Source organism: Streptomyces melanogenes, assembly GCF_014649795.1.
Taxonomy (GTDB): domain Bacteria; phylum Actinomycetota; class Actinomycetes; order Streptomycetales; family Streptomycetaceae; genus Streptomyces; species Streptomyces noboritoensis.
On record NZ_BMTS01000020.1, the window covers coordinates 120,576 to 143,652 of the forward strand.

Genomic DNA, 23,077 nt, shown 5'->3' on the forward strand with positions numbered 1-23,077 from the left:
GTTCGGCCTCTCACCTGAGCAGATAGGGCATGTTGACCGTGACGGCTCCGGTGGGACACCGGGCCGCGCAGGGGCCGCAGTACCAGCACTCGTCGACGTGCATGAACGCCTTGCCGCTCGCCGGGTCGATCGCGAGCGAGTCGAGCGGGCACATGTCGACGCAGAGGGTGCAGCCGTCGATGCACTTCGATCCGTCGATGGTCACGGGCACGTCGGCCCGCTGGGGCGCCAGGGGCATGGCTGTCTCCAGGGAAGGGGTACGGCGGTGGGGTGGTGCGGGGGCTTGCCTTGAGGGCCGGGGCCTAGGCGGACCGGTGGAGCAGCCCGCTCATGCTGATGCGGTCGCCGCGGAAGCGGATGAACTCCAGGTCCACCGGGCGGCCGTCGCACAGGTGCGTGAGGCGTTCCAGCATGAGGACGGCGGCCCCGCGCGGGGCCTGCAGGACGGCCGCGGAGTGCGCGTCGGCGTTGACGGCCTCCAGGGTGATGTCGGCGGTGCCGAGCCGGGTGCCGGTCAGGGTCTCGATCAGCCGGAAGACGTCGGTGTTCTCCAGGTCGCAGCCGATCAGCTCGGCCCCGATGTCCATGGGGATGTAGGTGAGGTCGAGGGAGAGCGGCAGGCCGTTCAGCAGCCGCAGCCGTTCGATGTAGAGCACGTCGCTGTGCTCGGGGACGCGCAGCCGTCCGGCGACCGGCGCGGGCGCGGGGACGGGCCCCGCGGTCCGCACCACGTTGGTGACCGTGCCGTGCTCGTGCAGGGTCTCGGCGAGCCCCTGCAACCGGTCGAGGCCGTGCGCGTACTTCTCGCAGACCACCACCGTGCCGACGCCGGGCTGGCGCTCGACCAGTTGCTCCGCCCGCAGCAGGTCGAGCGCCTGGCGGACGGTGTTGCGCGAGACCCGGAAGTCGGCGCCGATGGAGTCCTCCAGCGGCAGGACGCCGCCGGGGAAACCGCCCGAGAGCGCCTGGCGCCGCAGCAGGTCGGCGAGCTGCCGCGCCTGGTCCGCGCGCAGCCTGCGCCGACGCGCGGCGGAGACCGGCGCGGTGCGCTCACGGGTGCGTTCGGCTGGCATGCGGTGGACCATACCGACGCTCTCGGCGCGGTGGTGTTGCCACAGTGTTGCGCCACCTGTGGATAACTTTTCACCCGCTCTGACCTGCGGTTTCGTCCGCGAACAAGCAAGATCTGCCACGACGGCGGCGGGGGGTGTCGGCCCGGCCCCCTATCGTGGCAGGGGTGGCGGAGTTAACGGGACGACGGTGGGGGACGGCGGGATGAACGGGACGGAAGGGGCGGTCGTGGAGGCTGAGGAGTCGAGGGCCGGCGCGGCGGTCGAGAGCGAGGCGCTGCGGACGCTGAACCGGGTCTTCGGCTACGAGAGCTTCCGCGGCGACCAGGGCGAGGTCATCGAGCACGTGGTGGCCGGCGGCGACGCCGTGGTGCTCATGCCGACGGGCGCCGGAAAGTCGCTCTGCTACCAGATCCCGGCCATAGTCCGCCCCGGTACGGGCGTGGTCGTCTCCCCGCTGATCGCCCTGATGCAGGACCAGGTGGACGCGCTGCGGGCGCTCGGCGTGCGGGCCGGGTTCATCAACTCCACGCAGGACTTCGACGAGCGCCGCACGGTGGAGGCGGAGCTCCTCGCGGGCGAGCTCGACCTGCTCTATCTGGCCCCGGAGCGGCTGCGCGTGGAGGCCACGCTCGATCTGCTCTCCCGGGCCAAGATCTCCGTCTTCGCGATCGACGAGGCGCACTGTGTGGCGCAGTGGGGCCACGACTTCCGCCCGGACTACCTGGCGCTGTCGATGCTGGGCGAGCGCTGGCCGGACGTGCCGCGCATCGCGCTGACGGCGACGGCGACGCGGGTCACCCACCGGGAGATCACCGACCGCCTGGTGATGCCGAAGGCGCGCCACTTCGAGGCGAGCTTCGACCGGCCGAACATCCAGTACCGGATCGTGCCGAAGAACGACCCCAAGAAGCAGCTCCTGACCTTCCTGAAGGACGAGCACGAGGGGGACGCGGGCATCGTCTACTGCCTCTCGCGCGCCTCCGTGGAGAAGACCGCGCAGTATCTGAGCGACAACGGTGTGGCGGCGGTGCCGTACCACGCGGGGCTCGACGCGGGCACGCGCGCGCGGCACCAGTCCCGTTTCCTGCGGGAGGACGGCCTGGTCGTGGTGGCGACCATCGCCTTCGGCATGGGCATCGACAAGCCGGACGTGCGGTTCGTGGCCCACCTGGACCTGCCCAAGTCGGTCGAGGGCTACTACCAGGAGACGGGCCGCGCGGGCCGCGACGGCCTGCCGTCCACGGCGTGGATGGCGTACGGCCTGCAGGACGTGGTCCAGCAGCGCAAGATGATCCAGGGCGGCGAGGGCGACGAGGCGTTCCGGCGCCGGGCGGCCGCGCACCTGGACTCGATGCTGGCGCTCTGCGAGACGGCCGAGTGCCGCCGCGCCCAGCTCCTCGGCTACTTCGGCCAGGAGGCCACGGCCGCGAACTGCGGCAACTGCGACACCTGTCTGAACCCGCCGGAGACCTGGGACGGCACAGTGGCCGCGCAGAAGGTGCTGTCCACGGTCGTCCGGCTGGAGCGGGAGCGCCGCCAGAAGTTCGGGGCGGGCCAGATCATCGACATCCTGCTCGGCCGCAAGACGGCCAAGGTGATCCAGTTCGACCACGACGCGCTGTCGGTGTTCGGCATCGGCGAGGAGCTCTCCGAGGCGCAGTGGCGGGGCGTGGTGCGGCAGTTGCTCGCCCAGGGCCTGCTGGCGGTGGAGGGCGAGTACGGGACGCTGGTGCTCACGGAGACCAGCGGCGAGGTGCTCGGGCGCCAGCGCGAGGTCAGACTGCGCTCGGAGCCGGCGAAGCCGGAGCGCGCGCCCCGCGCACGGGCCGCGGCCAAGGCGAAGGCGGCCCCGGCCGACTTCCCGCAGGAGGCGGCCCCGCTCTTCGAGGCGCTGCGCGCCTGGCGGGCCGCGCAGGCCCGCGAGCAGGGCGTTCCGGCGTATGTGATCTTCCACGACGCGACCCTGCGGGAGATCGCCGTCGCCCGCCCCGGCTCGGTGGAGGAGCTGGGCACGATCGCCGGGGTCGGCGAGAAGAAGCTGGCGACGTACGGGGAGGGCGTGCTGGAGGTGCTGACGGGGGAGCAGGAGTAGCCGGGGGCGCCGTCGGCGCCCCCGCGCGCCTCGCTAGGACTCCACGATCCGTCCCGTGACCTCGCCGAGCCCCACCCGGACGCCGTCCGGGCCCGGGGCCCACGCGGTCATCGTGACGACGTCGCCGTCCTCCAGGAACGTGCGCTTGCCGGTGGGCAGTTCCATCGGCTCCGTGCCGTTCCAGGTCAGCTCCAGGAACGAGCCGCGCTGGTCGCGCTCGGGGCCGCTCACCGTGCCCGAGCCGTACACGTCGCCCGTCCGCAGCGACGCGCCGTTCACCGTCATGTGGGCGAGCTGCTGGGCGGCCGTCCAGTACATGCCGGCGAACGGCGGCTCGGCCACCACCTGGCCGTTGAGCGCGACAGAGATGCGGATGTCGAAGCCGCCCGGCACCTCGGCGTCCGCGTCGTCGAGGTAGGGCAGCAGCGGGAAGTCCCGCTCCGGCGGCGCCACCCGGGCGGCCGTCAGCGCCTCCAGCGGGGTGACCCACGCCGAGACCGACGTGGCGAAGGACTTGCCCAGGAACGGGCCGAGCGGGACGTACTCCCACGCCTGGATATCCCGCGCCGACCAGTCGTTCAGCAGGAACAGACCGAAGACGTGGTCCTCGAAGGAGGCCAGGTCCACCGGGCTGCCGAGGGCGGACGGGGTGCCCACCACGAAGCCCACCTCCGCCTCGATGTCCAGCTTCACCGAGGGGCCGAACACCGGCGCCGGGTCGGTGGGCGCCTTGCGCTGCCCGTGCGGGCGCACCACGTCCGTGCCGGAGACCACGATCGTGCCGGACCGGCCGTGGTAACCGATCGGCAGGTGCTTCCAGTTGGGGGTGAGCGCGTCCCCGTCCGGCCGGAAGATCCGGCCCACGTTGGTGGCGTGGTGCTCGCTCGCGTAGAAGTCGACGTAGTCCGAGACCTCGTACGGCAGATGCAGGGTGACCGTGTCCAGCGGGTGCAGCAGGGGCTCTATGTCGGGCCGGTGCGCGGGCACCGTGACCCACGCGGTGAGCGCGCGCCGCACATCGCGCCACGCCGTGCGCCCGGCCGCGAGCAGCGGGTTCAGCGTGGGCCTGGCCAGCAGCGCCGCGTACGGGGAGCCGAGCGCGTGCGCGGCGGCCCCCGCGTCCAGGACGTGATCGCCGATGCGGACGCCGACGCGGCGGTGCTCGGGAGCGTCGGGCGTGGAGAAGACGCCGTACGGAAGGTTGTGCGGGCCGAAGGGGTCGCCCTCGGCCAGGTCGAGCGGGCTCTGCTCGGACATCTGTGCCTGCCTCGCTTTCCACGGGTGTGGAGGACACGTTACGTCGGCGATGGTTGCGTAGGCAGTGTCTAAAGAGTTCGTAATGTCCGGAAACTCCGCGTCCGGAAGGGGCGATTCCCCCGTACCGTCCTTGCCGGGACACAAACGCGGCGAGGGGGCCGTGCGTCCCGAGGGGGGACTGGTGTCGAGCAGCAATGCCCTGTTCACGGCCGACCGGACCGTGCCCGCACTGATCGTGAAGATCGGAAACTACCCGCTCCACCACGGCGGCGTCGGCGCCATCCGCAGCCTCGGCAGGCTCGGCGTGCCGATGTACGCGATCACCGAGGACCGCTGGACGCCCGCGGCCCACTCGCGCTATCTGCGCCACGCCTTCGCCTGGCCGACCACCGGCCGCGAGGACCCGGACGCCCTGCTCGACGGGCTGCTGCGGATCGGGCGCCGGATCGGCCGCCCGGCCGTCCTCGTGCCGACCGACGAGGAGGCGGCGGTGCTGGTCGCCGAGCACCAGAAGGAGCTCGACGGGCACTTCCTCTTCCCGCCGGTGGCCCCGGAGTTGCCCCGCAGGCTCGCCAGCAAGCGCGGGCTGCACGAGCTGTGCGTCGAGCACGGGGTGCCCTCGCCCGCGGCCGCCTTCCCCGACAGCTACGCCGACGTCGAGGACTTCGCCCGGCACGCCCGCTTCCCGCTGGTCGCCAAGAACCGCGAGGCGTTCGTGCGGCGCGAGCGGCCCGCGGTGCGCGGCACCACCCGCGTGGAGAGCCCCGCGCACCTGCTCGCCCTCGCCCGCGAATGGGGCGAGCGGCCGGGCGTGATCCTCCAGGAGTACCTGCCGCGCGAGGACGCCGAGGACTGGATCGTCCACGCCTACTTCGACGAGAACGCGGCCCCGCTCGCGCTGTTCACCGGTGTCAAGGTCCGCTCCTGGCCGCCGCACGCCGGGATGACCGCCACCGCGTACGTCGTCGACAACCCCGAACTCGCCCAGCTGGCCGAGCAGTTCGTGAAGCGGATCGGCTTCAGCGGGATCGTCGACCTCGACCTGCGCTTCGACCGGCGCGACGGCCAGTACAAACTGCTCGACTTCAACCCGAGGATGGGCGCCCAGTTCCGCCTGTTCGAGAACGGGGCGGGCGTCGACGTCGTGCGCGCCCAGCACCTGCACCTCACCGGCCGCGCGGTCCCCGAGGGCGAGCAGCGGGCCGGGCGGCGCTATGTCGTGGAGAACATCGACCTGCCCGCGCTCCTGGCCTACCGGCGCAGCGGCTACACCACCCCGCACGCGCCCGCGCGCCCCCGCGGCACCGAGCTGGCCTGGCTCGCCCGGGACGACCCGAGGCCGTTCTTCACCATGCTCGCCCGCTTCGTACGACCGGGGGCCGAGCACCTGTACCAGCTGTGGCGCAGCTCCCGCCGCGCGATAGCCGAGTAGCCGGTCAGCCGAGCGGGACCGGTGGAACAAGCACCAACAGCACCACCAGCACATGTGCGCACCACCCTGGGGAGGGGACCTTCACGTGATTCGTCCGGTAGCTGTCATCGGGGCGGGGCCCTACGGTCTGTCCACCGCCGCGCATCTGCGCGGACGCGGCCTCCCGGTCCGCGTCTTCGGCTCGCCCATGGTGAGCTGGCGCGCGCACATGCCCGCGGGCATGGTCCTCAAGTCGACGCCGTCCGCCTCCAGCATCGACGCGCCCCAACCCGGCCACACCCTGGTCGACTTCTGCGCCGACACCGGGATCCGGCGCTACGAGTCCGACTGGGACCTCATCCCGGTGGAGGACTTCGCGGCGTACGGGCAGTGGTTCGCCCAGCGGCTGCTGCCGGACCTGGAGGACGTACGGGTGGTCTCCGTGGACCGCACCCGGGCGGGCCACTTCGAGCTGAAGCTGGACTCCGGCGAGGCCTTCGAGGCGCGCGCGGTCGTGGTCGCGACCGGCCTCGACGGCCTCGCCCGGATGCCCCGCGAGCTGGCGGCCGCGGTCCCCGACGGCCCCTCGGCGACCGGCCCCGTCTCGCACGCGTCCCAGCACGCCGACCTCTCCCGCTTCGCCGGGCGCGAGGTGGTGGTCCTGGGCGCGGGCCAGTCGGCCATCGAGAGCGCGGTGCTGATGGCGGAGGCGGGCGCGAGCGTACGGATCGTGGCGCGCCGGACCGGGGCCGTCCGCTTCGGCGCCGCCCCTGACCAGCAGCCCCGGCTCAGCCCCAACTCGCCCTTCGGGCGCGCCTGGTCGCTGTACGCGTTCTCGTACCACGCCACGCACTTCCGCCATCTGCCCGCGCCCACCCGGCACTATCTGGTGCGCCGGGTGCTCGGCCCGCTGGGTGCGTGGTGGCTGCGTGACCGGTTCACCGGCAAGGTCGCGGTCACCGACGGCCGCCGGGTGGTCCGCGCCCGCGTCGAGTCCGGCCGCCCGGTCCTGACCCTGAGCGGCGGCATCGGCGCCCAGCGCGAACTGGTCGCCGACCACGTGATGGCGGCGACCGGCTACCGCATGGACGTGGCCGCCCTCGACTACCTCGGCCCGGGCCTGCGCACCCAGCTCTCCACTTCGCGGGGTGCGCCGGTCCTGGACGCCGGATACCGGTCGACTGTTCCCGGTCTGTACTTCACGGGGCTGCCGGCCGCGTCGTCGTTCGGGCCGGTGATGCGGTTCGTGTGCGGGACCGAGTACGCCTCGCCCCGGCTGGCGGCGTCGGTGGCGGCGGGCGGCTGAGGGGGCGCGTCAGCCCTTCGCCCTCACGTCAGCCCGCCGTCCGGGGGATGCGCTTCTCCCACGTCCGATGGAAGACGATCTCCCCGCCGTCCCGGCAGATCACCTCGTCCGAGGTGAGGAAGTCCGCCGCGTCGCAGGCGATCTCGGACCGCGTGGTGATCGTGACGTCCCAGGCCATCTCCGGCCGGTGCAGCCGGATCGTCCAGTCCGAGCGGGTGCGCGCGGACAGGGGGTCCGACTCGTCGATCGTGTACGTCTCCAGGGCGTCCTCGGTGAACTCCAGGCCGTCGGGGTGGACCCGCGTACCGCCGTGGCGCGGGTCCACCTCAAGGCGCCACTCGCCCTTGGCCACGTCACGCACGACCAGCCGCTCCGGGCGCGGCTCGTCCAGCGACTCGGGGGAGACCACGCCGAGCGGCGCCGACTGCTCCGGCTCCTCGAAGGCGATCGCGTCGGCCGTCCGCTCCCTCACCGGCAGGGTCAGCGAGCTGCCCTCCGGTGCGAGCGTGAAGCCCACCGAGTCGGCCTGCGGCCAGATCCACGGCCAGTACGCCGAGGCGACCGCGAGGCGGACGCGGTGGCCCGGCGGGAAGCTGTGGCCGATGCCGTTGAGGAGAAACGTCACGTCCTGGGTGGCGCCCAGCGGCCAGGCGTCCGCCCGGTCCCGGCCCTCGCGCGCGGAGAGGTTGAGCGCGCCCCGCGTGACCAGCGTGGAGGAGCCGTCCGGCGCCACGTCGCAGAGCCGTGCGACCGCCTGCCCGAACGGCACGTCCATGCGCAGCCGCAGCGTCACCTCCGGGCGCCCGAGGATCTCCAGGGGCGGCCCGTCGTCCGGCACCGGGAAGTCGAACGCCGCCGAGTGCGCGTCCTCGGCGCGCTGGTCCGGCGGCAGGTCGCCGTCGTTGCCGGACGGGACGAAGCGGCCCGCGTCCAGGCCGGTGTGCTGCGGCGAGTCGACCCGGACCGGGGCGCCGCCGAGCGCGTACGGGACGGGGGTGACGTGCGGCGAGGGCCACGCCGGGTCGCCGACCCAGCGCCCGGGCAGCTCCTCGTACACCGTGGCGGGCCGGTGCGACTCGCTGATCCAGGAGCGCAGCAGCGGCTCGGCCATGACGCCGCTGTCCTCGCCCTTGAGCCAGTGGTCCCACCAGCGCAGGGTCTCCTGGAGGAAGCCGATGGCCGGGCCCGGCGGCAGCCCCCGGTCCGGGTACTGGTGCGACCACGGTCCGATCAGCCCGCGCACCCGGTCGGCGGGCAGGTGCTCCACCAGGCGCAGCACGGTGTCCCGGTACGGGTCTTGCCAGCCGCCCACCGCGAGCACGGCCGCGCTGATCGCCCCGTAGTCCTCGCGGACGCTGCCGTGCTTCCAGTAGTCGTCGCGGGTCTGGTGCGCGAGCCAGGTGTGGACGTACGGCTCCAGGGACTCCAGGCGGGCCAGCCACAGGTCGCGCCACCGGTCGCCGACGTACGCCGGGTCCGGCGGGCGCGCGGTGAACGCCAGTGTCGTCGCCGCCCGGGCGTGCATGTCCGCGGCGAGGACGGAACCTCCCAGGTAGTGCCCGTCGTTGTCATAGCGGTCGTCCGACGAGCAGACCGTGACGACCGCCTTGAGCGGCTCGGGCGCGAGGGCCGCGATCCGGAGGGAGGTGGAGCCGCCCCAGGAGATCCCGAACATGCCGACCTTGCCGTCGCACCAGGGCTGCGCGGCGAGCCACTCGACGACCGCGACCCCGTCCGCCGGCTCCCGCGCGTCGTCCGGCAGGCCCTCGCTGTTGCCGTACCCGCGCACATCGACGCGCACGGAAGCGTAGCCGTGCCCCGCGTACCAGGGATGGCGCTGCCAGTCGCGCGGCGCGGTCCGGTCGGTGAGCCGGTGCGGCAGGTATTCGAGCAGCGCCGGCACCGGTTCGTCGGTCACCGGGCGCCAGATCCGTACGTAGAGCAGCGTCCCGTCGGGGAGCGGAATGCGTCCGTCCACGCGGGTGGTCTCGTACGGGAAGTCGGTTCTGATCCGCATGGCAGCCTCGCAGGACCTCAGTGGACGGGGTGCGTTCCGAACAAAAGGTCCACTTCTGATCATATGGACTGATCACGAACATACCGGGGTCCATCGGGCTGTGCGCGGGGGGTGACGGGAAGGCGCCAGCGGTGATCGAACAGCGACCGGATACGCTGACTTGAGTGAAGGCAGCGACACATCGACAATCCGTGTGATCGTCAGCAGACAGGAGTACCCCTCGTGACCGTCGTCGGGCCGTTCGGGCTGAGCGTGCGGGACCAGGCTCTTGAAGCCGATGTCCAGACCGGATTGGCGGCAGTCGAGGCGGGCCTGCTCGACGCCACCAAGAGCGAGGTCCCCTTCATCACGGAGGCCGCGCAGCACCTCGTGCGCGCGGGCGGCAAACGCTTCCGGCCGCTGCTCGTGATGCTCGCCGCGCAGTTCGGCGACCCCTACGCGCCGGGTGTCGTGCCCTCGGCGGTGGTGGTCGAGCTGACGCATCTGGCCACGCTCTACCACGACGACGTCATGGACGAGGCCGAGGTGCGGCGCGGGGTGCCCAGCGCCAACGTCCGCTGGGGCAACTCGGTCGCGGTCCTCACCGGCGACTTCCTGTTCGCCCGCGCCTCGCACATACTGGCCGACCTGGGCCCGGAGGCCGTGCGCATCCAGGCCGAGGCGTTCGAACGGCTGGTCACCGGCCAGATCCTGGAGACCGCGGGACCGCGCGACGGCCGCGACCCGGTGGACCACTACCTCGACGTGCTCGCGGGCAAGACCGGCTCGCTGGTGGCCGTCTCCGGCCGGTTCGGCGCGATGATGTCGGGCGCCGACGAGTCGGTCGTGGACATCCTCACGCAGTACGGCGAGCGGCTCGGCACCGCGTTCCAGCTGGCCGACGACGTCCTGGACATCGCCAGCGACTCGCACGAGTCCGGCAAGACCCCCGGCACCGACCTGCGCGAGGGCATCCCGACGCTGCCGGTCCTGCACCTGCGGGCGCAGGCCGCCCAGTACGGCCGCCCGGAGGACCTGGAGCTGGTCGCGCTGCTCGACGGCGACCTGACGGACGACGCCCGGCACGCCGAGACGCTGCGCCGCCTGCGCGTGCACCCGGCCCTTGAGCAGGCCCGCAGGGACACCGTGCGGTACGCGGAGGAGGCCCGCACCACGCTGGCGCCCCTGCCGGAGTGCTACGCGAAGTCGGCCCTGGAGGAGCTGTGCGACGCGGTGGTGCACCGGGCCGGGTAGGGCTTTTCCGGCTCTAGTACCCGGATCCGCCCGGCGGGGTCATGACGCCGCCCGAGGTCGTGCCGCCGCCCGTGTCCGCCGTGGCCTTCGCCCCGGTCGGGGTGATCGCGAACCAGGTGCCGCCGGCGCCCTGTCCGTATGCCTCGCGGGGCTCGTCGTCCTTGGCGTACCGGTAGAGCGGCCAGCCCGCGAGGGTCAGCTGTTTGGTGCCGTCCGGGCGGGTGACCTGGCCGACCAGGGCCTTGTCGATGCCCTTGACGCTCAGCGCGTCGGTGGCGGGGGCCGGGGGCCAGATCGCGGCGCAGGCGGCCAGGCAGTTCGAGTGGGACGGCTTCGCGGTGTCCTTGTCGAAGCGGTAGAGGACGTAACCGTTGCTGTCGGTGACGACCGTGCCGACCTTGTCGACCTCGGTGGCGCTGAGCGTGGGGGCGGCCGGGTTCGGGGTCGCGGGGGCCGTCGTGCCGGTCGACGGCTTCTCGGTCTTGCTGCTGTTGCTGTTGCTGCTTCCGCACCCCGTGGCGGCCAGCGCCAGGACGGCTGTCCCGGCGGCCGCGCCGACGGCGATGCGGTGGACGGTGAGCATGGCGATCCCCTTTGGTGGTGCCGGTTGCTCTCACTCAGGTGTACGGATTCCGGCCCAAAGCGACTCGAACACCCGATCTGTCAATAGTGTGACCCAGGTCACACTATTGGGTGCTCGGTAACACTGCGCAAGCGCTTGCATACCTGGTGAAACAGTAGTGAACCGGACTCACGGCCGCATGTGGGCCGCATGCCGCCGTGACCCTGAAGGCCGCTCAGTCCGGAGCGTGCCGAGGCGCGTTGGTGATGGCGGGAAGCAACCCCGCCTGACCTCGGCGGAGTTGATGCTTGTGACAGGTACGCGACGTACAACCCCTACTGGTCGGGGGAGGTCCCGGGCCTCGGTGTCATCCCAGAGAGGTACACGAGGTTGCTCCCGAGGGGTGACGCCCGGCGGCGGCTGATTTGGTCAGATTGAGAACACCACTCCTGACCAATTCGGGTGAGAATGGCGGCGCGGGGTGGACAGAGCGCAGCACTACGGACGGACGCCGCCGACCACGGAGGTAAGGCACACATGGCACCGAACGACAGCGCACACACCACCGAGGAGGCCAGGGACCTCGTCGCGGGCCGCCGCAAGGCCGCGCGGTACCTGGTCCCGGTCGGGGTGGCGGGGGTGGCGGCCGCGACCATCGGGCTGGTCCCGGCGCTCGCGGCTTCAGGTGACCCCGATCTGCCGAAGATCAGCGCGCAGCAGCTCATCGAGAAGATCGCCGCGTCGGACGCCCAGCAGCTCTCCGGCACGGCGAAGATCAAGACGGACCTGGGCCTGCCGTCCTTCGGCGGCCTCGGCTCCTTCGCTCCCAAGGGCGGCGACGGCAAGGGCGGCTCCGCTTCGCCCGACAGCAAGCTGATGGAGCTGGCCTCCGGCTCGCACACCGTGCGGGTCGCGGCCGACGGCCCGGACAAGCAGAAGCTGTCGGTGCTCGACAAGGCGTCGGAGTACAGCATCGTCCACAACGGGGACGACGTGTGGGCGTACGACAGCGCCTCGAACGAGGTGTACCACTCGAAGCGGGGCGCCGACGGCAAGAAGGAGCTCGGGGGCGGCCCGGCCAAGGGCCACGGCAAGGCCCCGGAGTCCCTGCCGACCACGCCCAAGGCGCTGGCCGAGCAGGCCCTGAAGGCGGTCGACCCGACCACCTCGGTGACCGTCGACGGCACCTCCCACGTGGCGGGCCGCGACGCCTACCAGCTGGTGATCAAGCCGAAGCAGTCCGGTACGACGGTCGGCGCGATCCGGATCGCGGTGGACGCGAAGAACGGGGTGCCGCTGAAGTTCACGCTCACGCCGTCCGGCGGGGGCAAGGCCGTGATCGACGCGGGCTTCACCAAGGTCGACTTCGGCAAGCCGGCCGCCTCGACCTTCGACTTCGCCCCGCCCAAGGGGGCGAAGGTCACCCAGGACGACGGCAAGGCGCACGCGGACAAGGGCGGCCGGGGCTTCAAGGGCTCGCCGGACGGCGAGTTCAAGGGCGCCAACGTCATCGGAAAGGGCTGGAACTCCATCGCCCGCCTCGACGTTCCAGGAGGTAAGGGCATCCCGACCGCACCTTCCGGCAAGGGCGGCAAGGGCGATGTCCCGCCGGAGGCCCGGAAGTTCCTCGACTCCCTGGGCGACAAGGTCACGGGCAAGTTCGGCTCGGGCACGGTCTTCAAGACCCGCCTGATCAACGCGCTGGTGACGGACGACGGGAAGGTGTTCGTGGGCGCGGTGAACAAGGACGCGCTGGTGAACGCGGCGAACGCGGCGAAGTAGGCGCAGTAGTGAGGGCGAGGGGGGACTTGGGTCCCCCCTCGTAACCCCCTGGATCCCAGCGGCCACCGGCCGAGGGTCTAGGGCGAAGCACCAGTTACGGGAAGGGGCGGGGTGGGGAACTCTCCATCGGTGATCGAGACCCACGGTCTCAGCAAGCGCTACCGCGGCGGCCAACTGGCCGTCGACGGCCTAGACCTCACCGTCCCCAGCGGCAGCATCTTCGGCTTCCTCGGCCCCAACGGCTCGGGCAAGACGACCACCATCCGCATGCTGATGGGCCTGATCGAGCCGACCTCCGGCACGGCCCGGGTCCTCGGCAGCCCCATGCCCCGCGCGGGGCGCACGGTCCTGCCGCAGGTGGGCGCCCTGATCGAGGGCCCCGCGCTGTACGGCTTCCTGTCCGGCCGCGACAACCTCGTACGGTACGACTCGGCCGACCCGACCGCCGACCCCCGCACCCGCGCGAGCCGGGTCGCCCACGCCCTGGACCGGGTCGGCCTCGCCGCCGCCTCCGGCAAGAAGGCGCGGGCGTACTCGCTGGGCATGAAGCAGCGCCTCGGCCTCGCGGCCGCGCTGCTCCAGCCCCGCAAGCTACTGGTCCTGGACGAGCCGACCAACGGCCTCGACCCCCAGGGGATGCGGGAGATCCGCGCCCTGGTGCGGGAGCTCGCGGCCGACGGCACCACGGTCTTCCTCTCCTCGCACCTCCTGGACGAGATCGAGCAGGTCTGTACGCACGCGGCGGTGATGACCCGGGGCCGTCTGGTCGTCCAGGGCGAGGTCGCCGAGCTCTCGGCGGGCAACCGGGGCCGGCTCGCCGTCACCACCCCGGACCCGGCCGACGCGGCCCGGCTGCTCAAGGAGCGCGGGATCGCGGACGTGACCGTGGACGGCGACCGGGTGACGGGCGAAGTCCCGCCGGACGCCGTGGAGCTGGCGGAGCTCAACGCCGCGCTGGTGCACGGCGGCGTACGGGTGAGGGCCTTCGGGGTCGAACGGGCCTCGCTGGAGGACGCGTTCGTGGCACTGACGGGGGAGGGGTTCGATGTCGCGGGCTGAGGTGAACGCAACGGAGGACGTGTCGACGGACGTGTCGACTTCGGCGGCCCCGCCCGGCCCGGGTGCGGCACGAGCCACAGAAGCGCACGTACCGGACGGGCCGAGTGTCGAGTCCCGGCGCCCCAGCCCCCTCTGGGCGCTCGGGCTGTTCCGGTCCGAGCTGGTCACCGTCGTGCGGCGGTGGCGCACCCTCGCGCTGCTCGGGGTGCTGGCGGCGGTCCCGATCCTGATCGGCATCGCCGTGAAGATCGAGACGCGCGGCGGCGGCACGGCCGGTCCCAGCGGCGGTGACGGCCCGGCCTTCATCTCGCAGGTCACCAACAACGGGCTCTTCCTCGTCTTCGCGGGGCTCGCCGCGACCCTCCCCGTGTTCCTGCCGATGGCGATCGGCGTGGTCGCGGGCGACTCGATAGCGGGCGAGGCCAACAGCGGCACCCTGCGCTATCTGCTGGTCGCCCCGGCGGGCCGGACCCGGCTGCTGCTCGCCAAGTACGCGTCGGTGCTGGCGTTCTGCCTGCTGGCGACGCTGGTCGTGGCGGCGTCCGCGCTCGCCGTGGGCGCGCTGCTCTTCCCGCTCGGCGAGGTCACGACCATCTCCGGCACACAGATATCGTTCGCGGACGGACTGGTCCGCGCGCTCGCGATCGCCGGGCTGGTGGCCTTGTCGCTGACCGGCATGGCCGCGCTCGGCCTGTTCATCTCCACCCTCACCGGCAGCGGTGTCGCGGCGATGGCGGCGACGGTCGGCCTGCTGATCACCGTGCAGATCCTGGACCAGATCCCCCAGCTGCACGCGATACAGCCGTATCTCTTCCCGCACTACTGGCTGTCCTTCGCGGACCTGCTGCGGGTGCCGGTCTACTGGGACCAGCTGGTGAAGAACCTGGAGCTGCAGGCGCTGTACGTGGCGGTGTTCGGCTCGGCGGCTTGGGCGCGCTTCACGGCGAAGGACATCACGGCCTGAGAAACGGGAGCCGGGAACGCGAGGAAAAGGACGGTCGTGCGAGCCGACCCCCGTGGCGGCTCGACACGACACGTACCGTTTCCTTGGCACATTCTTGGAGCAGACCATTCCGCTGTCAATACGCTACGGACCGTCCTCGTAGACTCGCCCCGTGACCGAGTCGCCACGTCCAGCCCCCAACCCCCGGCGCCGGAGCGAGAGATCGCGCCGCGCGATCCTCTCGGCGGCCCTCGAACTCTGCTCGGAAAACGGCTATGGACGCGTCACGATCGAGGGCATCGCCGCCCGTGCGGGGGTGAGCAAGAAGACGATCTACCGCTGGTGGGCGACGAAGGGCGCGGTGCTCCTGGAGGCCGTGATCGAGGCCGTGGTCAGCACCTCGCCGCTGCCCGACACCGGGGACGTCGACACGGACCTGGTGACGCACGTCACCAGCGTGATGCGGGTCTTCACCTCGCCGGTGATCGGCCCCGCGTACACCGGCATCCTCTCCGAGCTGCTCCACGACGAGGCGCTGGCCAGGGCCGTCAACGAGGAGCTGGTCGGGCCGCGCGTGGCGCTGGTGCACGAGCGGCTGCGCGCCGGACAGCGCCAGGGCCAGCTCCCGCCGGACGCGGATCTGGAGCTGGCGGTGGAGATGCTGTACGGGCCGCTGTACTACCGGCACGCGCTGAAGCGGCCGTTCCACGACCCGGACAGGATCGCCTCGCTGGTGGCGCACGTCATGCGTGCGTTGCGAGCACCGTCTCCGAGCTGAAGAAGGTCTTCGCGCGGACCGTCGCCTCGGTGTCCTGCCCGATGGTGCCGGGCCGGTTCGCCGAGCCGAGCAGCACGCCGCCCCACCGCATGCTCATGTACGCGGCGGTGTGGCGCAGGGTCCCCACCAGCGGATCGGCCACGGACTGGTCGGCGGTGGCGAGCGCGGTCACGCCCCACAGGGTGCGCCCGGCCATCCTCGGCCGGAACTCCAGACCCGGCACCCGCATCCACCCCGACCAGTGGTCGAGGTAGTGCTTGACGGGGGTCGACACCCCGTACCAGTACAGCGGCGAGGCGATGACCAGGTCGGTCGCCTCCAGGGTCGCGTCGAGCAGGGTCGCGGCGTCCCCGGTCGGGGCGGTGTACAGGCCTTCGCCGTCGTGGCGCCGGTCGGTGAACTCGGGCAGCCGCAGGTTCGAGAGGTCCAGCCAGCGCTGCGGGACGTCACTCGGCAGCTGCTCGGCGGCCAGCCTGGCCAGCGCCTCGGTGTTGCCGCCGGAGCGCGTACTGCCGAGCAGGAAAAGGAAGTTGCGGGCCATGGTCCCCTCCAGAGAAAAGCATGCGCGTGCAGTATATGCACGCGCATGCTCATTGCGGGAGGGGTGAATCCGGGGACCGGGGTCCCCGTGGCCCGGGTTGGACGGTCGGAAGATCAACTTCCAACCTTGGAGAGTCAGAAGGTCAGCTTCCAACTGTTGATGTAGCCGGTGTCCTGCGGCCCCTTGTCCTGGACCTTCAGCTTCCACGTCCCGTTCGCCGTCTCGGTGGACGCGTTCACGGTGTACGTGGTGTTGATGTTCGGCGTGGAGTCCGACGACGAGTTGTGCAGCCGGTACGCCTTGCCGCTCGGGCCGATCAGATCGACCACCAGGTCGCCGCTGTAGGTGTGGACGATGTTCACCCCGACCTTGAGCGCGGCGGGCGCGTTCCCCGTACGGCCGGTGACCGAGACCGACGACGTCACGGCCGCGCCGGGGGAGTCCGGGATGGTCACGTCGGTGGTGTTCTCGTACGTGTCACCGGTGGGCGGGGTGGTGGTGCCGGTGGACAGCTGCCACAGCGCGTACGCGATGGCGTCGCTGTTGTGGTCGAGCGCGGTGTCGTCGATGTTCGCGCTGGTGTCGCAGGAGGAGTGGTAGCAGGCGTCGAACGCGCGGCCCGCCGTGCCGCCCCACTTCTGGGCCTGGGCCGAGGTCTTGCTGTAGTCGGCGCCGGAGAAGAGGCCGCCGACGCGTATCCCGGCGTTCTTGAACGGCGCGTGGTCGGAGCGGCCGTCGCCCTCGGTCTCGATCTCGGTGGGTATGGAGAGGGTCGCGAAGTAGTCCTTGAAGACCTTCTCCAGGGCCGGGTCGTCGTCGTAGACGAAGTAGCCCGGGTTCGGCGAGCCGATCATGTCGAAGTTCAGATACGCGGAGATCTTGCCGCGGTCGGCGCTCGACAGGCTGTTGACGTAGTTCTTCGAGCCGACCATGCCGAGCTCTTCCGCGCCGAACCAGCCGAACCGGAGGTGCTTGTCGGGCTTGAGCTGGGCGCGGGAGACGGCGAGGGCGGTCTCCAGGACGCCGGCGGTGCCGGAGCCGTTGTCGTTGATGCCGGGGCCGCCGGTCACCGAGTCGAGGTGCGCGCCGGTCATCACGGTCTGCGAGGTGTCACCGCCCGGCCAGTCGGCGATCAGGTTGTAGCCGGTGGCGCCGGAGGAGGTGAACTGCTGGACGGACGTGGTGAACCCGGCGGCGTCCAGCTTGCCCTTCACGTAGTCGAGCGAGGCCTTGTACCCGGCCCGGCCGTGGGCGCGGTTGCCGCCGTTGGCGTTGGCTATCTGCTGGAGCTGGGCGAGGTGGGCCTTGACGTTGGCGACGGGGATGTCGGGGGCGGCGGCGGTCGTCTTCGCCTGGGCGGCGGGGGCGGCGAGGCCGAGGCCGATCGCGGCGACGGCCAGGGCCGCGCCTGCGGCGCGGCTGCTTCTGGGGTGCTTGGTGCGCATGTGGGGGCTCCGTGGTTCCGTTCGGGGATGGGACGGAAACGCGAGCCTGATGTTCAGGGAGAGTTTGACTCACCGTCAAGAACGGATTCCGGTCACGGGTGTCCGCAGGGCGGACGTTGGCCGGATGCTTTCCCCACCCCGCCCCTTCCCGAAAGCCCTCTGGCGGGCGGCCGGATGCTTCGTCTGCGGGCCGTCCCCAACTGGTCGCGCAGTTCCCCGCGCCCCTAAAAGCGCCCCTCCGGGCCGCCCAGGGGATTGCCGCGGAGCGGCATTTAAGGGGCGCGGGGAACTGCGCGACCAGCCCACCACTCACCCGCAGACGAGTCCTACTCCTCGCCCACCCTCACCCCCGGAGGGTTTAGGGAAGGGGCGGGGAGGGGCTCAATCGCAGGTGCGGGCTCGGCCCGCGCCGCCGCCAGTGCCACCCGCCCCCGCCGAGCCGCCCGCAACGCATCCCACGTAAGCAGCGTCAACGCCAGCCACACCAGCGAGAACCCGGCCCACCGCTCCGCCGGCATCGCCTCGTGGAAGTACAGGATGCCCAGACCGAACTGGAACACCGGCGCCAGGTACTGCAGTAGCCCGAGCGTCGACAGCGGAACCCGGATCGCCGCCGCCCCGAAGCAGACCAGGGGCGCCGCCGTGACCACCCCGGTCGCCGCGAGCAGCGCCCCGTGCCCGACCCCGTGGGACGCGAAGGTCGCGTCGCCCTGCGCCCCGAGCCACACCAGATACCCCAGCGCCGGAAGGAACTGCATCGCCGTCTCGGCGGCCAGCGACTCCAGCCCGCCGAGGTTCACCTTCTTCTTCACCAGGCCGTACGTGGCGAACGACAGAGCGAGGGTGAGGGAGATCCACGGCGGGCGGCCGGCGCCCACCGCCAGGACGACCACCGCCGCCGCGCCGATCCCCACCGCCGCCCACTGCACCGGCCGCAGCCGCTCCTTGAGCAGCAGCACGCCCATCGCGATGGTGACCAGCGGGTTGATGAAGTAGCCGAGCGACGCCTCGACGACGTGGCCGGAGTTCACCGACCAGATGTAGACGCCCCAGTTGACCGTGATCACGGCCGCGGCGAAGCCGATGAGCGCGAGCCGGCGCGGCTGGCGCACGAGCTCGCCTATCCACGACCACCGGCGCAGCACGAGCAGCGCGGCGCCGACGAACACGAGGGACCACACCATCCGGTGGGCCAGGATCTCGATCGCGCCGGACGGTTTCAGGAGCGGCCAGAAGAGCGGGACCAGCCCCCACATCCCGTAGGCGCCGATTCCGTAGAGCAGTCCCGCCCGCTGCTCACCGGCAGCGGTACTCGGTTCCTCGGCCACTGGCCCTCCCGTGCGCGCACGTCGACGCGCGCACGCCGACGCATCGAAGGTAGCGCCAGGCGACCGCAGCTGTCATGCCCCATATCCGAAAACGGTCCTGACTGCGGTGTGGCTGATTCCGCCCGCCTGATTCCGCCGGCTCGGCTTCGTCGGACCACTTCCGCTCCGTCAGGTCACCACCGTTTCGTCAGGCCACCTCCATCAGGCCACTCCCGTCAGGCCACCGCCGCCGCGATCGTCTCCGCGATCGGCGTCGTCGGCCGACCGATCAGCCGCGCCAGCTCGCCGGACGTGCCCGCGAGCCGCCCCCGCCCGATCGCCAGGTCCACGTCGACCAGGATCTCGGCGAACGGCGCCGGGATCCCCGCACCCGTGAGGATGCCGAGGTGCACCTCGGGCGCGACCGCCTGGTACGCGATCTCCTTGCCGGTCGCCCGCGCGACCTCCGCCGCGTACTCCGCGAACGACCACGCCACGTCGCCGCTCAGCTCGTACGTCCGGCCCAGGTGGCCCTCGCCGGTCAGCACCGCCGCCGCGGCGGCCGCGTAGTCGGCGCGGGCGGCCGAGGCCACCCGGCCCTCGCCCGCGTTGGAGACGACCGCGCCGTGCGCCAGGACCGGCTCCAGGTGGGCGGTGTAGTTCTCGGTGTACCAGCCGTTGCGCAGGAAGGTGTACGGCAGCCCCGAGTCGAGGATCAGCTGCTCGGTGGCCTTGTGCTCGTCCGCGAGGCGGAAGTCGGCCTCCGGTCCGCCGAGGATGCCGGTGTACGCGAGCTGTGCCACCCCGGCGTCCTTCGCGGCCGCGACCACGGCGGCGTGCTGCGCCACCCGCTGCCCGACCTCGCTGCCGGAGACCAGCAGCACGCGGTCACCGGCGCGGAAGGCCCCGGCCAGCGTCTCGGGCGCGCTGTAGTCGGCCACCCGCAGCTCCACACCGCGCTCGGCGAGCCCGGCGGCCTTCTCCTTGTTCCGTACGACGGCGGCTATCCCGCTCGCGGGCACCCCCGAGGCGAGCAGCTCGTCGATGACGAGACGGCCGAGGGCTCCGGTGGCTCCGGTGACGACGATGCTCATGGCTGCTGACTCCTTGGCTCTCGGTCCCGTCCGGAACCGGCTCCGGTTCCCGTGCGGAACCCGTGACACTCACCGTACGGCTGGCGCTAACCTTTCGTAAGTACCCACTTTGAAGTAAGGTACTGGTATGGCAGTAAGTACCTCGTCCCACGCCCGGCCCGCCGAGGACCTCCGCGAGGCCATGTGTCCGCACCGGCTCGTCCTGGAGCACGTGACCAGCCGCTGGGGCGTGCTGGTCCTGCTCGCGCTGCTCGACCGGTCGTACCGGTTCAGTGAGCTGCGTCGGCACGTCGGCCGGGTCAGCGAGAAGATGCTGGCCCAGACCCTCCAGACGCTGGAGCGCGACGGCTTCGTGCTCCGCGACGCCAAGCCGGTCATCCCGCCGCGCGTCGACTATTCGCTGACCCCGATCGGCCGCGAGGCCGCCGAACGCGTCCGGGCCCTGGCCGAGTGGACCGGCGTACGGATGGAACAGGTGCAGGAGGCCCGGGCGGCCTACGACGAGGCCCGCGAGGCCAAGCTCAAAGTCCTGGAAGCCGAGCCCACGTCCTAGTCGAGCTGCGGCTCCCGCCCCGCGTCCAGCGACCGCAGCGCCCGTGAGACGTCGAACGGCAGCACCGTCACCGCCACCGACGGCAGCTGCTCCAGGGCCTTGGCCATCGCCTCGCCGGTGCCCCGGTGCAGCAGCCTGCCGAGGAAACCGGTGTACGTGCGGTGCGGGACCAGCACCGTCAGCCAGGTCCTGCCGTCCTCGGTCGTCCGGGCCGCCAGCTCCTTCATGGCGTGCCGCAACCGCCGGTCCGGGCAGTCCACCAGCTCCAGCGGCACCGAAGTGGCCGCCGTCGCCTCCCACTGCGCCGAGAGCCGCCGCGCGTGCGCCTCGTCGATCGCGAAGTGGACCGCCCGGATCTCGTCGGGCCGCAGCTCGTGCGCGTACCGCAGCGCCTTGAGCGCGGCCAGGTCCAACGTCTCCACCAGCACGAACACCTGATGGCGGCGGCCGTGCGGCAGATCGGCGCCGGGCGCCTGGAGGGTGCCGAGGGCCGAAGCCTCCCGCCGGTACTCGCGGTTGATCCGCGTCAGCGCCCACACCCCCAGTGGGAACACCACGACCACCAGCCAGGCGCCCTCGGTGAACTTGGTGACCGCGAAGATCAGCACGACGGCCGCCGACACCACGGCCGCGAGCCCGTTCACACCGACCTTCAGCCGCCGGTGCCGCTCGCGCCGCCGCAGGTGGTACGCGGTGAGCCCGGCCCCGGCCATGGTGAACGCGGTGAACACCCCGATCGCGTACAGCGCCACCAGCTTGTCCACATTGGCGCGGGTGACGAGCAGCAGCGCCAGCGAGACGACGGTCAGCGAGATGATCCCGTTGGAGAACGCGAGCCGGTGTCCGCGCCGGGTCAACTGCCGTGGCAGGAACCGGTCCTCGGCCACGAAACTGGCGAGGTAGGGGAAGCCGGTGAACGGGGTGTTGGCGCCGGTGTAGAGGATCAGCGCGGTCGCGACCTGCACGAAGACGAGCCCGGCCGTGCCCAGCGCCCCGCCGCCGAACGCGAAGTGGGCCTCCTGCGCGATGACGGTCGGGGTGCCGTCGCCGTACGGCACCGCGTGCGTGAAGTGCGCGAGCGTCGACACGCCGAGCACCAGCACGCCCAGGACGCAGCTCATCGCGATCAGCGTGCGCCGGGCGTTGCGCCCCTGCGGCTCGCGGAACGCCGAGATGCCGTTCGAGATCGCTTCGAGCCCGGTGAGCGACGACCCGCCGTTGGCGAACGCCCGCAGCACCATGAACAGCGACGCCCCGTACAGCCAGCCGCTGCCCGCGCTGCCGACCGGGATCGCGCCCGCCGCGTGCAGATCGGCGCGCGGCAGCCCGGAGGTGAGCCCGCGTACGGCGGAGACGACGAGCAGCAGCCCGATGGCCGCCATGAACAGATAGGCGGGCAGCGCGAACAGCCGTCCGGCCTCCCGCACCCCGCGCAGATTCCCGTACGCGAGGAAGAGGACCACGCCCACGGAGATGGGCAGTTGGAGGTGGTCCATGCCGGTCCAGCCGTCGCCCAGCAGGTGCGCCAGCGAGATGATCGCGTTGGTTCCGGCCGACACCTGGACGGCGACGGTCACGATGTAGTCGACGAGCAGCGCCACGGCCGCGATCTGCGCGACGTCCGGCCCGAAGTTCTCGCGCGCCACGACGTACGAGCCGCCGGCCCGGGTGTAGATGGTGACGACATCGCTGTAACAGAGCGTCAGAAGGACGAGGACGAACAGGATCGCCCCGGTCACCGGCATCAGCAGACTGAACGCCGCCGCCCCGACCACCGGCACCAGGACCCGCAGTATCTCCTCGGAACCGTACGCGGACGAGCTGATGCAGTCCGACGCCAGCACCCCGAGCGCCGTGCGGTTGTCCAGCTTCTCGTCGCTGATGCGCTCGGTGGTGAGCGGTTTGCCGAGCAGCCGCCGTTTGACGCGGTACGCGAGACGGTCCATGGGCATATCAGTACGGGTGCCCGGCCGGGGGCTCGCGCAGACTCCCCGGCCGGTCGGCCCTTTGGGTCAGCCCGCGACGGTCCAGGTGTCGTTGCCGGTGAGGAGGGTGGTGAGGTCGCCCTTGCCGTGCTGCTCGATGGCGGTGTCGAGCTGGTCGGCCATCTGGGTGTCGTAGACCGGGCGGTCCACGGAGCGGAGGACGCCGATGGGGGTGTGGTGGAGGGTGTCGGGGTCGGCGAGGCGGGAGAGGGCGAAGGCGGTGGTGGGGGAGGCCGCGTGGGCGTCGTGGACGAGGACGTCGGCGACGTTGTCCGGGGTGACGGCCACGATCTTCAGGTCCCCGGTGGCGGGGTCGCGGACGACTCCCTTGGTGTTGTCGGCGCCGAACAGGATGGGCTGTCCGTGTTCGAGGCGGATGACGGCGTCCTGGGCCTGCTCATGGTCCTTTAGGGCTTCAAAAGCGCCGTCGTTGTAGATGTTGCAGTTCTGGTAGATCTCGATGAGGGCGGTGCCGGGGTGGTCGGCGGCTTGCCGTAGGACCTCGGTGAGGTGTTTGCGGTCGGAGTCGATGGTCCGGGCGACGAAGGAGGCCTCGGCGCCCAGCGCGAGGGACACCGGGTTGAACGGCGCGTCGAGTGATCCCATGGGGGTCGACTTGGTGATCTTGCCGACTTCCGA

At 71.7% G+C, this 23,077-nt stretch carries 19 protein-coding genes and 1 pseudogene; 9 read left to right on the forward strand and 11 right to left on the reverse strand.

Annotated elements, in window-relative coordinates; translation table 11 throughout:
• Positions 1 to 10: 10 nt before the first annotated feature.
• Both IE252_RS33360 and IE252_RS33365 read right to left on the reverse strand, forming a co-directional pair.
• Positions 11 to 238 (reverse strand): 4Fe-4S dicluster domain-containing protein, encoded by a 228-nt coding sequence (locus IE252_RS33360; RefSeq protein ID WP_190093183.1) that lies wholly within the window; start codon positions 236 to 238, stop codon positions 11 to 13.
• Between the two features lie 64 nt (positions 239 to 302).
• The gene (locus tag IE252_RS33365; protein ID WP_190093184.1) at positions 303 to 1,073 is read right to left on the reverse strand and encodes a GntR family transcriptional regulator; all 771 of its coding nucleotides are present in this window, start codon (positions 1,071 to 1,073) and stop codon (positions 303 to 305) included.
• Between the two features lie 202 nt (positions 1,074 to 1,275).
• On the opposite strand from IE252_RS33365, the gene recQ reads away from it, so the two are divergent.
• Entirely contained in the window at positions 1,276 to 3,165 is a 1,890-nt protein-coding gene (gene recQ / locus IE252_RS33370; protein ID WP_190093185.1) for a DNA helicase RecQ, read from the forward strand.
• Positions 3,166 to 3,198: 33 nt separating this feature from the next.
• On the opposite strand, the gene fahA is transcribed toward recQ, so the two are convergent.
• Positions 3,199 to 4,422 (reverse strand): fumarylacetoacetase, encoded by a 1,224-nt coding sequence (fahA, locus tag IE252_RS33375; protein WP_190093186.1) that lies wholly within the window; start codon positions 4,420 to 4,422, stop codon positions 3,199 to 3,201.
• Positions 4,423 to 4,603: 181 nt separating this feature from the next.
• Here fahA and IE252_RS33380 point away from each other — a divergent pair, with 181 nt between their 5' ends.
• Positions 4,604 to 5,854 (forward strand): carboxylate--amine ligase, encoded by a 1,251-nt coding sequence (locus IE252_RS33380; RefSeq protein ID WP_190093187.1) that lies wholly within the window; start codon positions 4,604 to 4,606, stop codon positions 5,852 to 5,854.
• Positions 5,855 to 5,906: 52 nt separating this feature from the next.
• Positions 5,907 to 7,139, forward strand: coding sequence for an NAD(P)-binding domain-containing protein (locus IE252_RS33385; RefSeq protein ID WP_373298658.1), 1,233 nt, complete (start codon positions 5,907 to 5,909; stop codon positions 7,137 to 7,139).
• A 28-nt stretch (positions 7,140 to 7,167) separates the two neighbouring features.
• Here the strand turns inward: IE252_RS33385 and IE252_RS33390 are convergent, their stop codons facing one another.
• Positions 7,168 to 9,156: a CocE/NonD family hydrolase gene (locus IE252_RS33390; protein WP_190093189.1), complete on the reverse strand. Its 1,989-nt coding sequence runs from the start codon at positions 9,154 to 9,156 to the stop codon at positions 7,168 to 7,170.
• A gap of 222 nt (positions 9,157 to 9,378) precedes the next feature.
• On the opposite strand from IE252_RS33390, the gene IE252_RS33395 reads away from it, so the two are divergent.
• On the forward strand, positions 9,379 to 10,389 hold the full coding sequence (locus tag IE252_RS33395) for a polyprenyl synthetase family protein (RefSeq protein WP_190093190.1): 1,011 nt from the start codon (positions 9,379 to 9,381) through the stop codon (positions 10,387 to 10,389).
• A gap of 13 nt (positions 10,390 to 10,402) precedes the next feature.
• Here the strand turns inward: IE252_RS33395 and IE252_RS33400 are convergent, their stop codons facing one another.
• Positions 10,403 to 10,972: a hypothetical protein gene (locus tag IE252_RS33400; RefSeq protein ID WP_190093191.1), complete on the reverse strand. Its 570-nt coding sequence runs from the start codon at positions 10,970 to 10,972 to the stop codon at positions 10,403 to 10,405.
• Between the two features lie 516 nt (positions 10,973 to 11,488).
• On the opposite strand from IE252_RS33400, the gene IE252_RS33405 reads away from it, so the two are divergent.
• The 4 genes from IE252_RS33405 (at position 11,489) to IE252_RS33420 (ending at position 15,513) form a co-directional block, all read left to right on the forward strand.
• Positions 11,489 to 12,733 carry a LolA family protein gene (locus IE252_RS33405; protein WP_190093192.1) on the forward strand — a complete coding sequence of 415 codons (1,245 nt, stop codon included), beginning with the start codon at positions 11,489 to 11,491 and terminating at the stop codon, positions 12,731 to 12,733.
• A 111-nt stretch (positions 12,734 to 12,844) separates the two neighbouring features.
• Positions 12,845 to 13,792: an ABC transporter ATP-binding protein gene (locus IE252_RS33410; protein ID WP_190093193.1), complete on the forward strand. Its 948-nt coding sequence runs from the start codon at positions 12,845 to 12,847 to the stop codon at positions 13,790 to 13,792.
• Positions 13,779 to 14,756 carry an ABC transporter permease gene (locus IE252_RS33415; RefSeq protein WP_190093194.1) on the forward strand — a complete coding sequence of 326 codons (978 nt, stop codon included), beginning with the start codon at positions 13,779 to 13,781 and terminating at the stop codon, positions 14,754 to 14,756. Before IE252_RS33410 ends, IE252_RS33415 begins: the two co-directional genes overlap by 14 nt.
• A 151-nt stretch (positions 14,757 to 14,907) precedes the next feature.
• On the forward strand, positions 14,908 to 15,513 hold the full coding sequence (locus tag IE252_RS33420) for a TetR/AcrR family transcriptional regulator (RefSeq protein ID WP_190093195.1): 606 nt from the start codon (positions 14,908 to 14,910) through the stop codon (positions 15,511 to 15,513).
• Here IE252_RS33420 and IE252_RS33425 read toward each other — a convergent pair.
• The 4 genes from IE252_RS33425 to IE252_RS33440 all read right to left on the reverse strand — a co-directional run bounded on the left by IE252_RS33425 (position 15,479) and on the right by IE252_RS33440 (position 19,900).
• Positions 15,479 to 16,054, reverse strand: a complete 576-nt coding sequence (locus IE252_RS33425) for a flavodoxin family protein (RefSeq protein ID WP_190093196.1) — start codon at positions 16,052 to 16,054, stop codon at positions 15,479 to 15,481. The two genes, IE252_RS33420 and IE252_RS33425, sit on opposite strands and share 35 nt — an antisense overlap.
• 134 nt (positions 16,055 to 16,188) lie before the next feature.
• Positions 16,189 to 17,499: a M28 family metallopeptidase gene (locus IE252_RS33430; protein WP_190093197.1), complete on the reverse strand. Its 1,311-nt coding sequence runs from the start codon at positions 17,497 to 17,499 to the stop codon at positions 16,189 to 16,191.
• 326 nt (positions 17,500 to 17,825) lie between these two features.
• Positions 17,826 to 18,755: an EamA family transporter RarD gene (gene rarD, locus IE252_RS33435; protein WP_229848950.1), complete on the reverse strand. Its 930-nt coding sequence runs from the start codon at positions 18,753 to 18,755 to the stop codon at positions 17,826 to 17,828.
• A gap of 287 nt (positions 18,756 to 19,042) precedes the next feature.
• Positions 19,043 to 19,900: an NAD(P)H-binding protein gene (locus tag IE252_RS33440; protein ID WP_190093198.1), complete on the reverse strand. Its 858-nt coding sequence runs from the start codon at positions 19,898 to 19,900 to the stop codon at positions 19,043 to 19,045.
• A gap of 127 nt (positions 19,901 to 20,027) precedes the next feature.
• Here IE252_RS33440 and IE252_RS33445 point away from each other — a divergent pair, with 127 nt between their 5' ends.
• Positions 20,028 to 20,453, forward strand: a complete 426-nt coding sequence (locus tag IE252_RS33445) for a winged helix-turn-helix transcriptional regulator (protein WP_190093199.1) — start codon at positions 20,028 to 20,030, stop codon at positions 20,451 to 20,453.
• Here the strand turns inward: IE252_RS33445 and IE252_RS33450 are convergent.
• Positions 20,450 to 22,405 carry an APC family permease gene (locus tag IE252_RS33450; protein WP_190093200.1) on the reverse strand — a complete coding sequence of 652 codons (1,956 nt, stop codon included), beginning with the start codon at positions 22,403 to 22,405 and terminating at the stop codon, positions 20,450 to 20,452. The two genes, IE252_RS33445 and IE252_RS33450, sit on opposite strands and share 4 nt — an antisense overlap.
• A gap of 60 nt (positions 22,406 to 22,465) precedes the next feature.
• Positions 22,466 to 23,077: pseudogene (locus tag IE252_RS33455) on the reverse strand (2-oxoacid:ferredoxin oxidoreductase subunit beta); the annotation flags it as partial.

Bases quoted from the DNA above. Each gene is read 5' to 3' on its own strand.
- rarD (WP_229848950.1), bottom strand. From the start codon at position 18,755: ATGTGGGGGCTGGTCCCGCTCTTCTGGCCGCTCCTGAAACCGTCCGGC.
- IE252_RS33425 (WP_190093196.1), bottom strand. From the start codon at position 16,054: ATGGCCCGCAACTTCCTTTTCCTGCTCGGCAGTACGCGCTCCGGCGGC.
- IE252_RS33405 (WP_190093192.1), top strand. From the start codon at position 11,489: ATGGCACCGAACGACAGCGCACACACCACCGAGGAGGCCAGGGACCTC.
- IE252_RS33365 (WP_190093184.1), bottom strand. From the start codon at position 1,073: ATGCCAGCCGAACGCACCCGTGAGCGCACCGCGCCGGTCTCCGCCGCG.
- recQ (WP_190093185.1), top strand. From the start codon at position 1,276: ATGAACGGGACGGAAGGGGCGGTCGTGGAGGCTGAGGAGTCGAGGGCC.
- IE252_RS33430 (WP_190093197.1), bottom strand. From the start codon at position 17,499: ATGCGCACCAAGCACCCCAGAAGCAGCCGCGCCGCAGGCGCGGCCCTG.
- IE252_RS33445 (WP_190093199.1), top strand. From the start codon at position 20,028: ATGGCAGTAAGTACCTCGTCCCACGCCCGGCCCGCCGAGGACCTCCGC.
- IE252_RS33385 (WP_373298658.1), top strand. From the start codon at position 5,907: ATGTGCGCACCACCCTGGGGAGGGGACCTTCACGTGATTCGTCCGGTA.
- fahA (WP_190093186.1), bottom strand. From the start codon at position 4,422: ATGTCCGAGCAGAGCCCGCTCGACCTGGCCGAGGGCGACCCCTTCGGC.
- IE252_RS33440 (WP_190093198.1), bottom strand. From the start codon at position 19,900: ATGAGCATCGTCGTCACCGGAGCCACCGGAGCCCTCGGCCGTCTCGTC.
- IE252_RS33390 (WP_190093189.1), bottom strand. From the start codon at position 9,156: ATGCGGATCAGAACCGACTTCCCGTACGAGACCACCCGCGTGGACGGA.
- IE252_RS33415 (WP_190093194.1), top strand. From the start codon at position 13,779: ATGTCGCGGGCTGAGGTGAACGCAACGGAGGACGTGTCGACGGACGTG.
- IE252_RS33450 (WP_190093200.1), bottom strand. From the start codon at position 22,405: ATGCCCATGGACCGTCTCGCGTACCGCGTCAAACGGCGGCTGCTCGGC.
- IE252_RS33360 (WP_190093183.1), bottom strand. From the start codon at position 238: ATGCCCCTGGCGCCCCAGCGGGCCGACGTGCCCGTGACCATCGACGGA.
- IE252_RS33400 (WP_190093191.1), bottom strand. From the start codon at position 10,972: ATGCTCACCGTCCACCGCATCGCCGTCGGCGCGGCCGCCGGGACAGCC.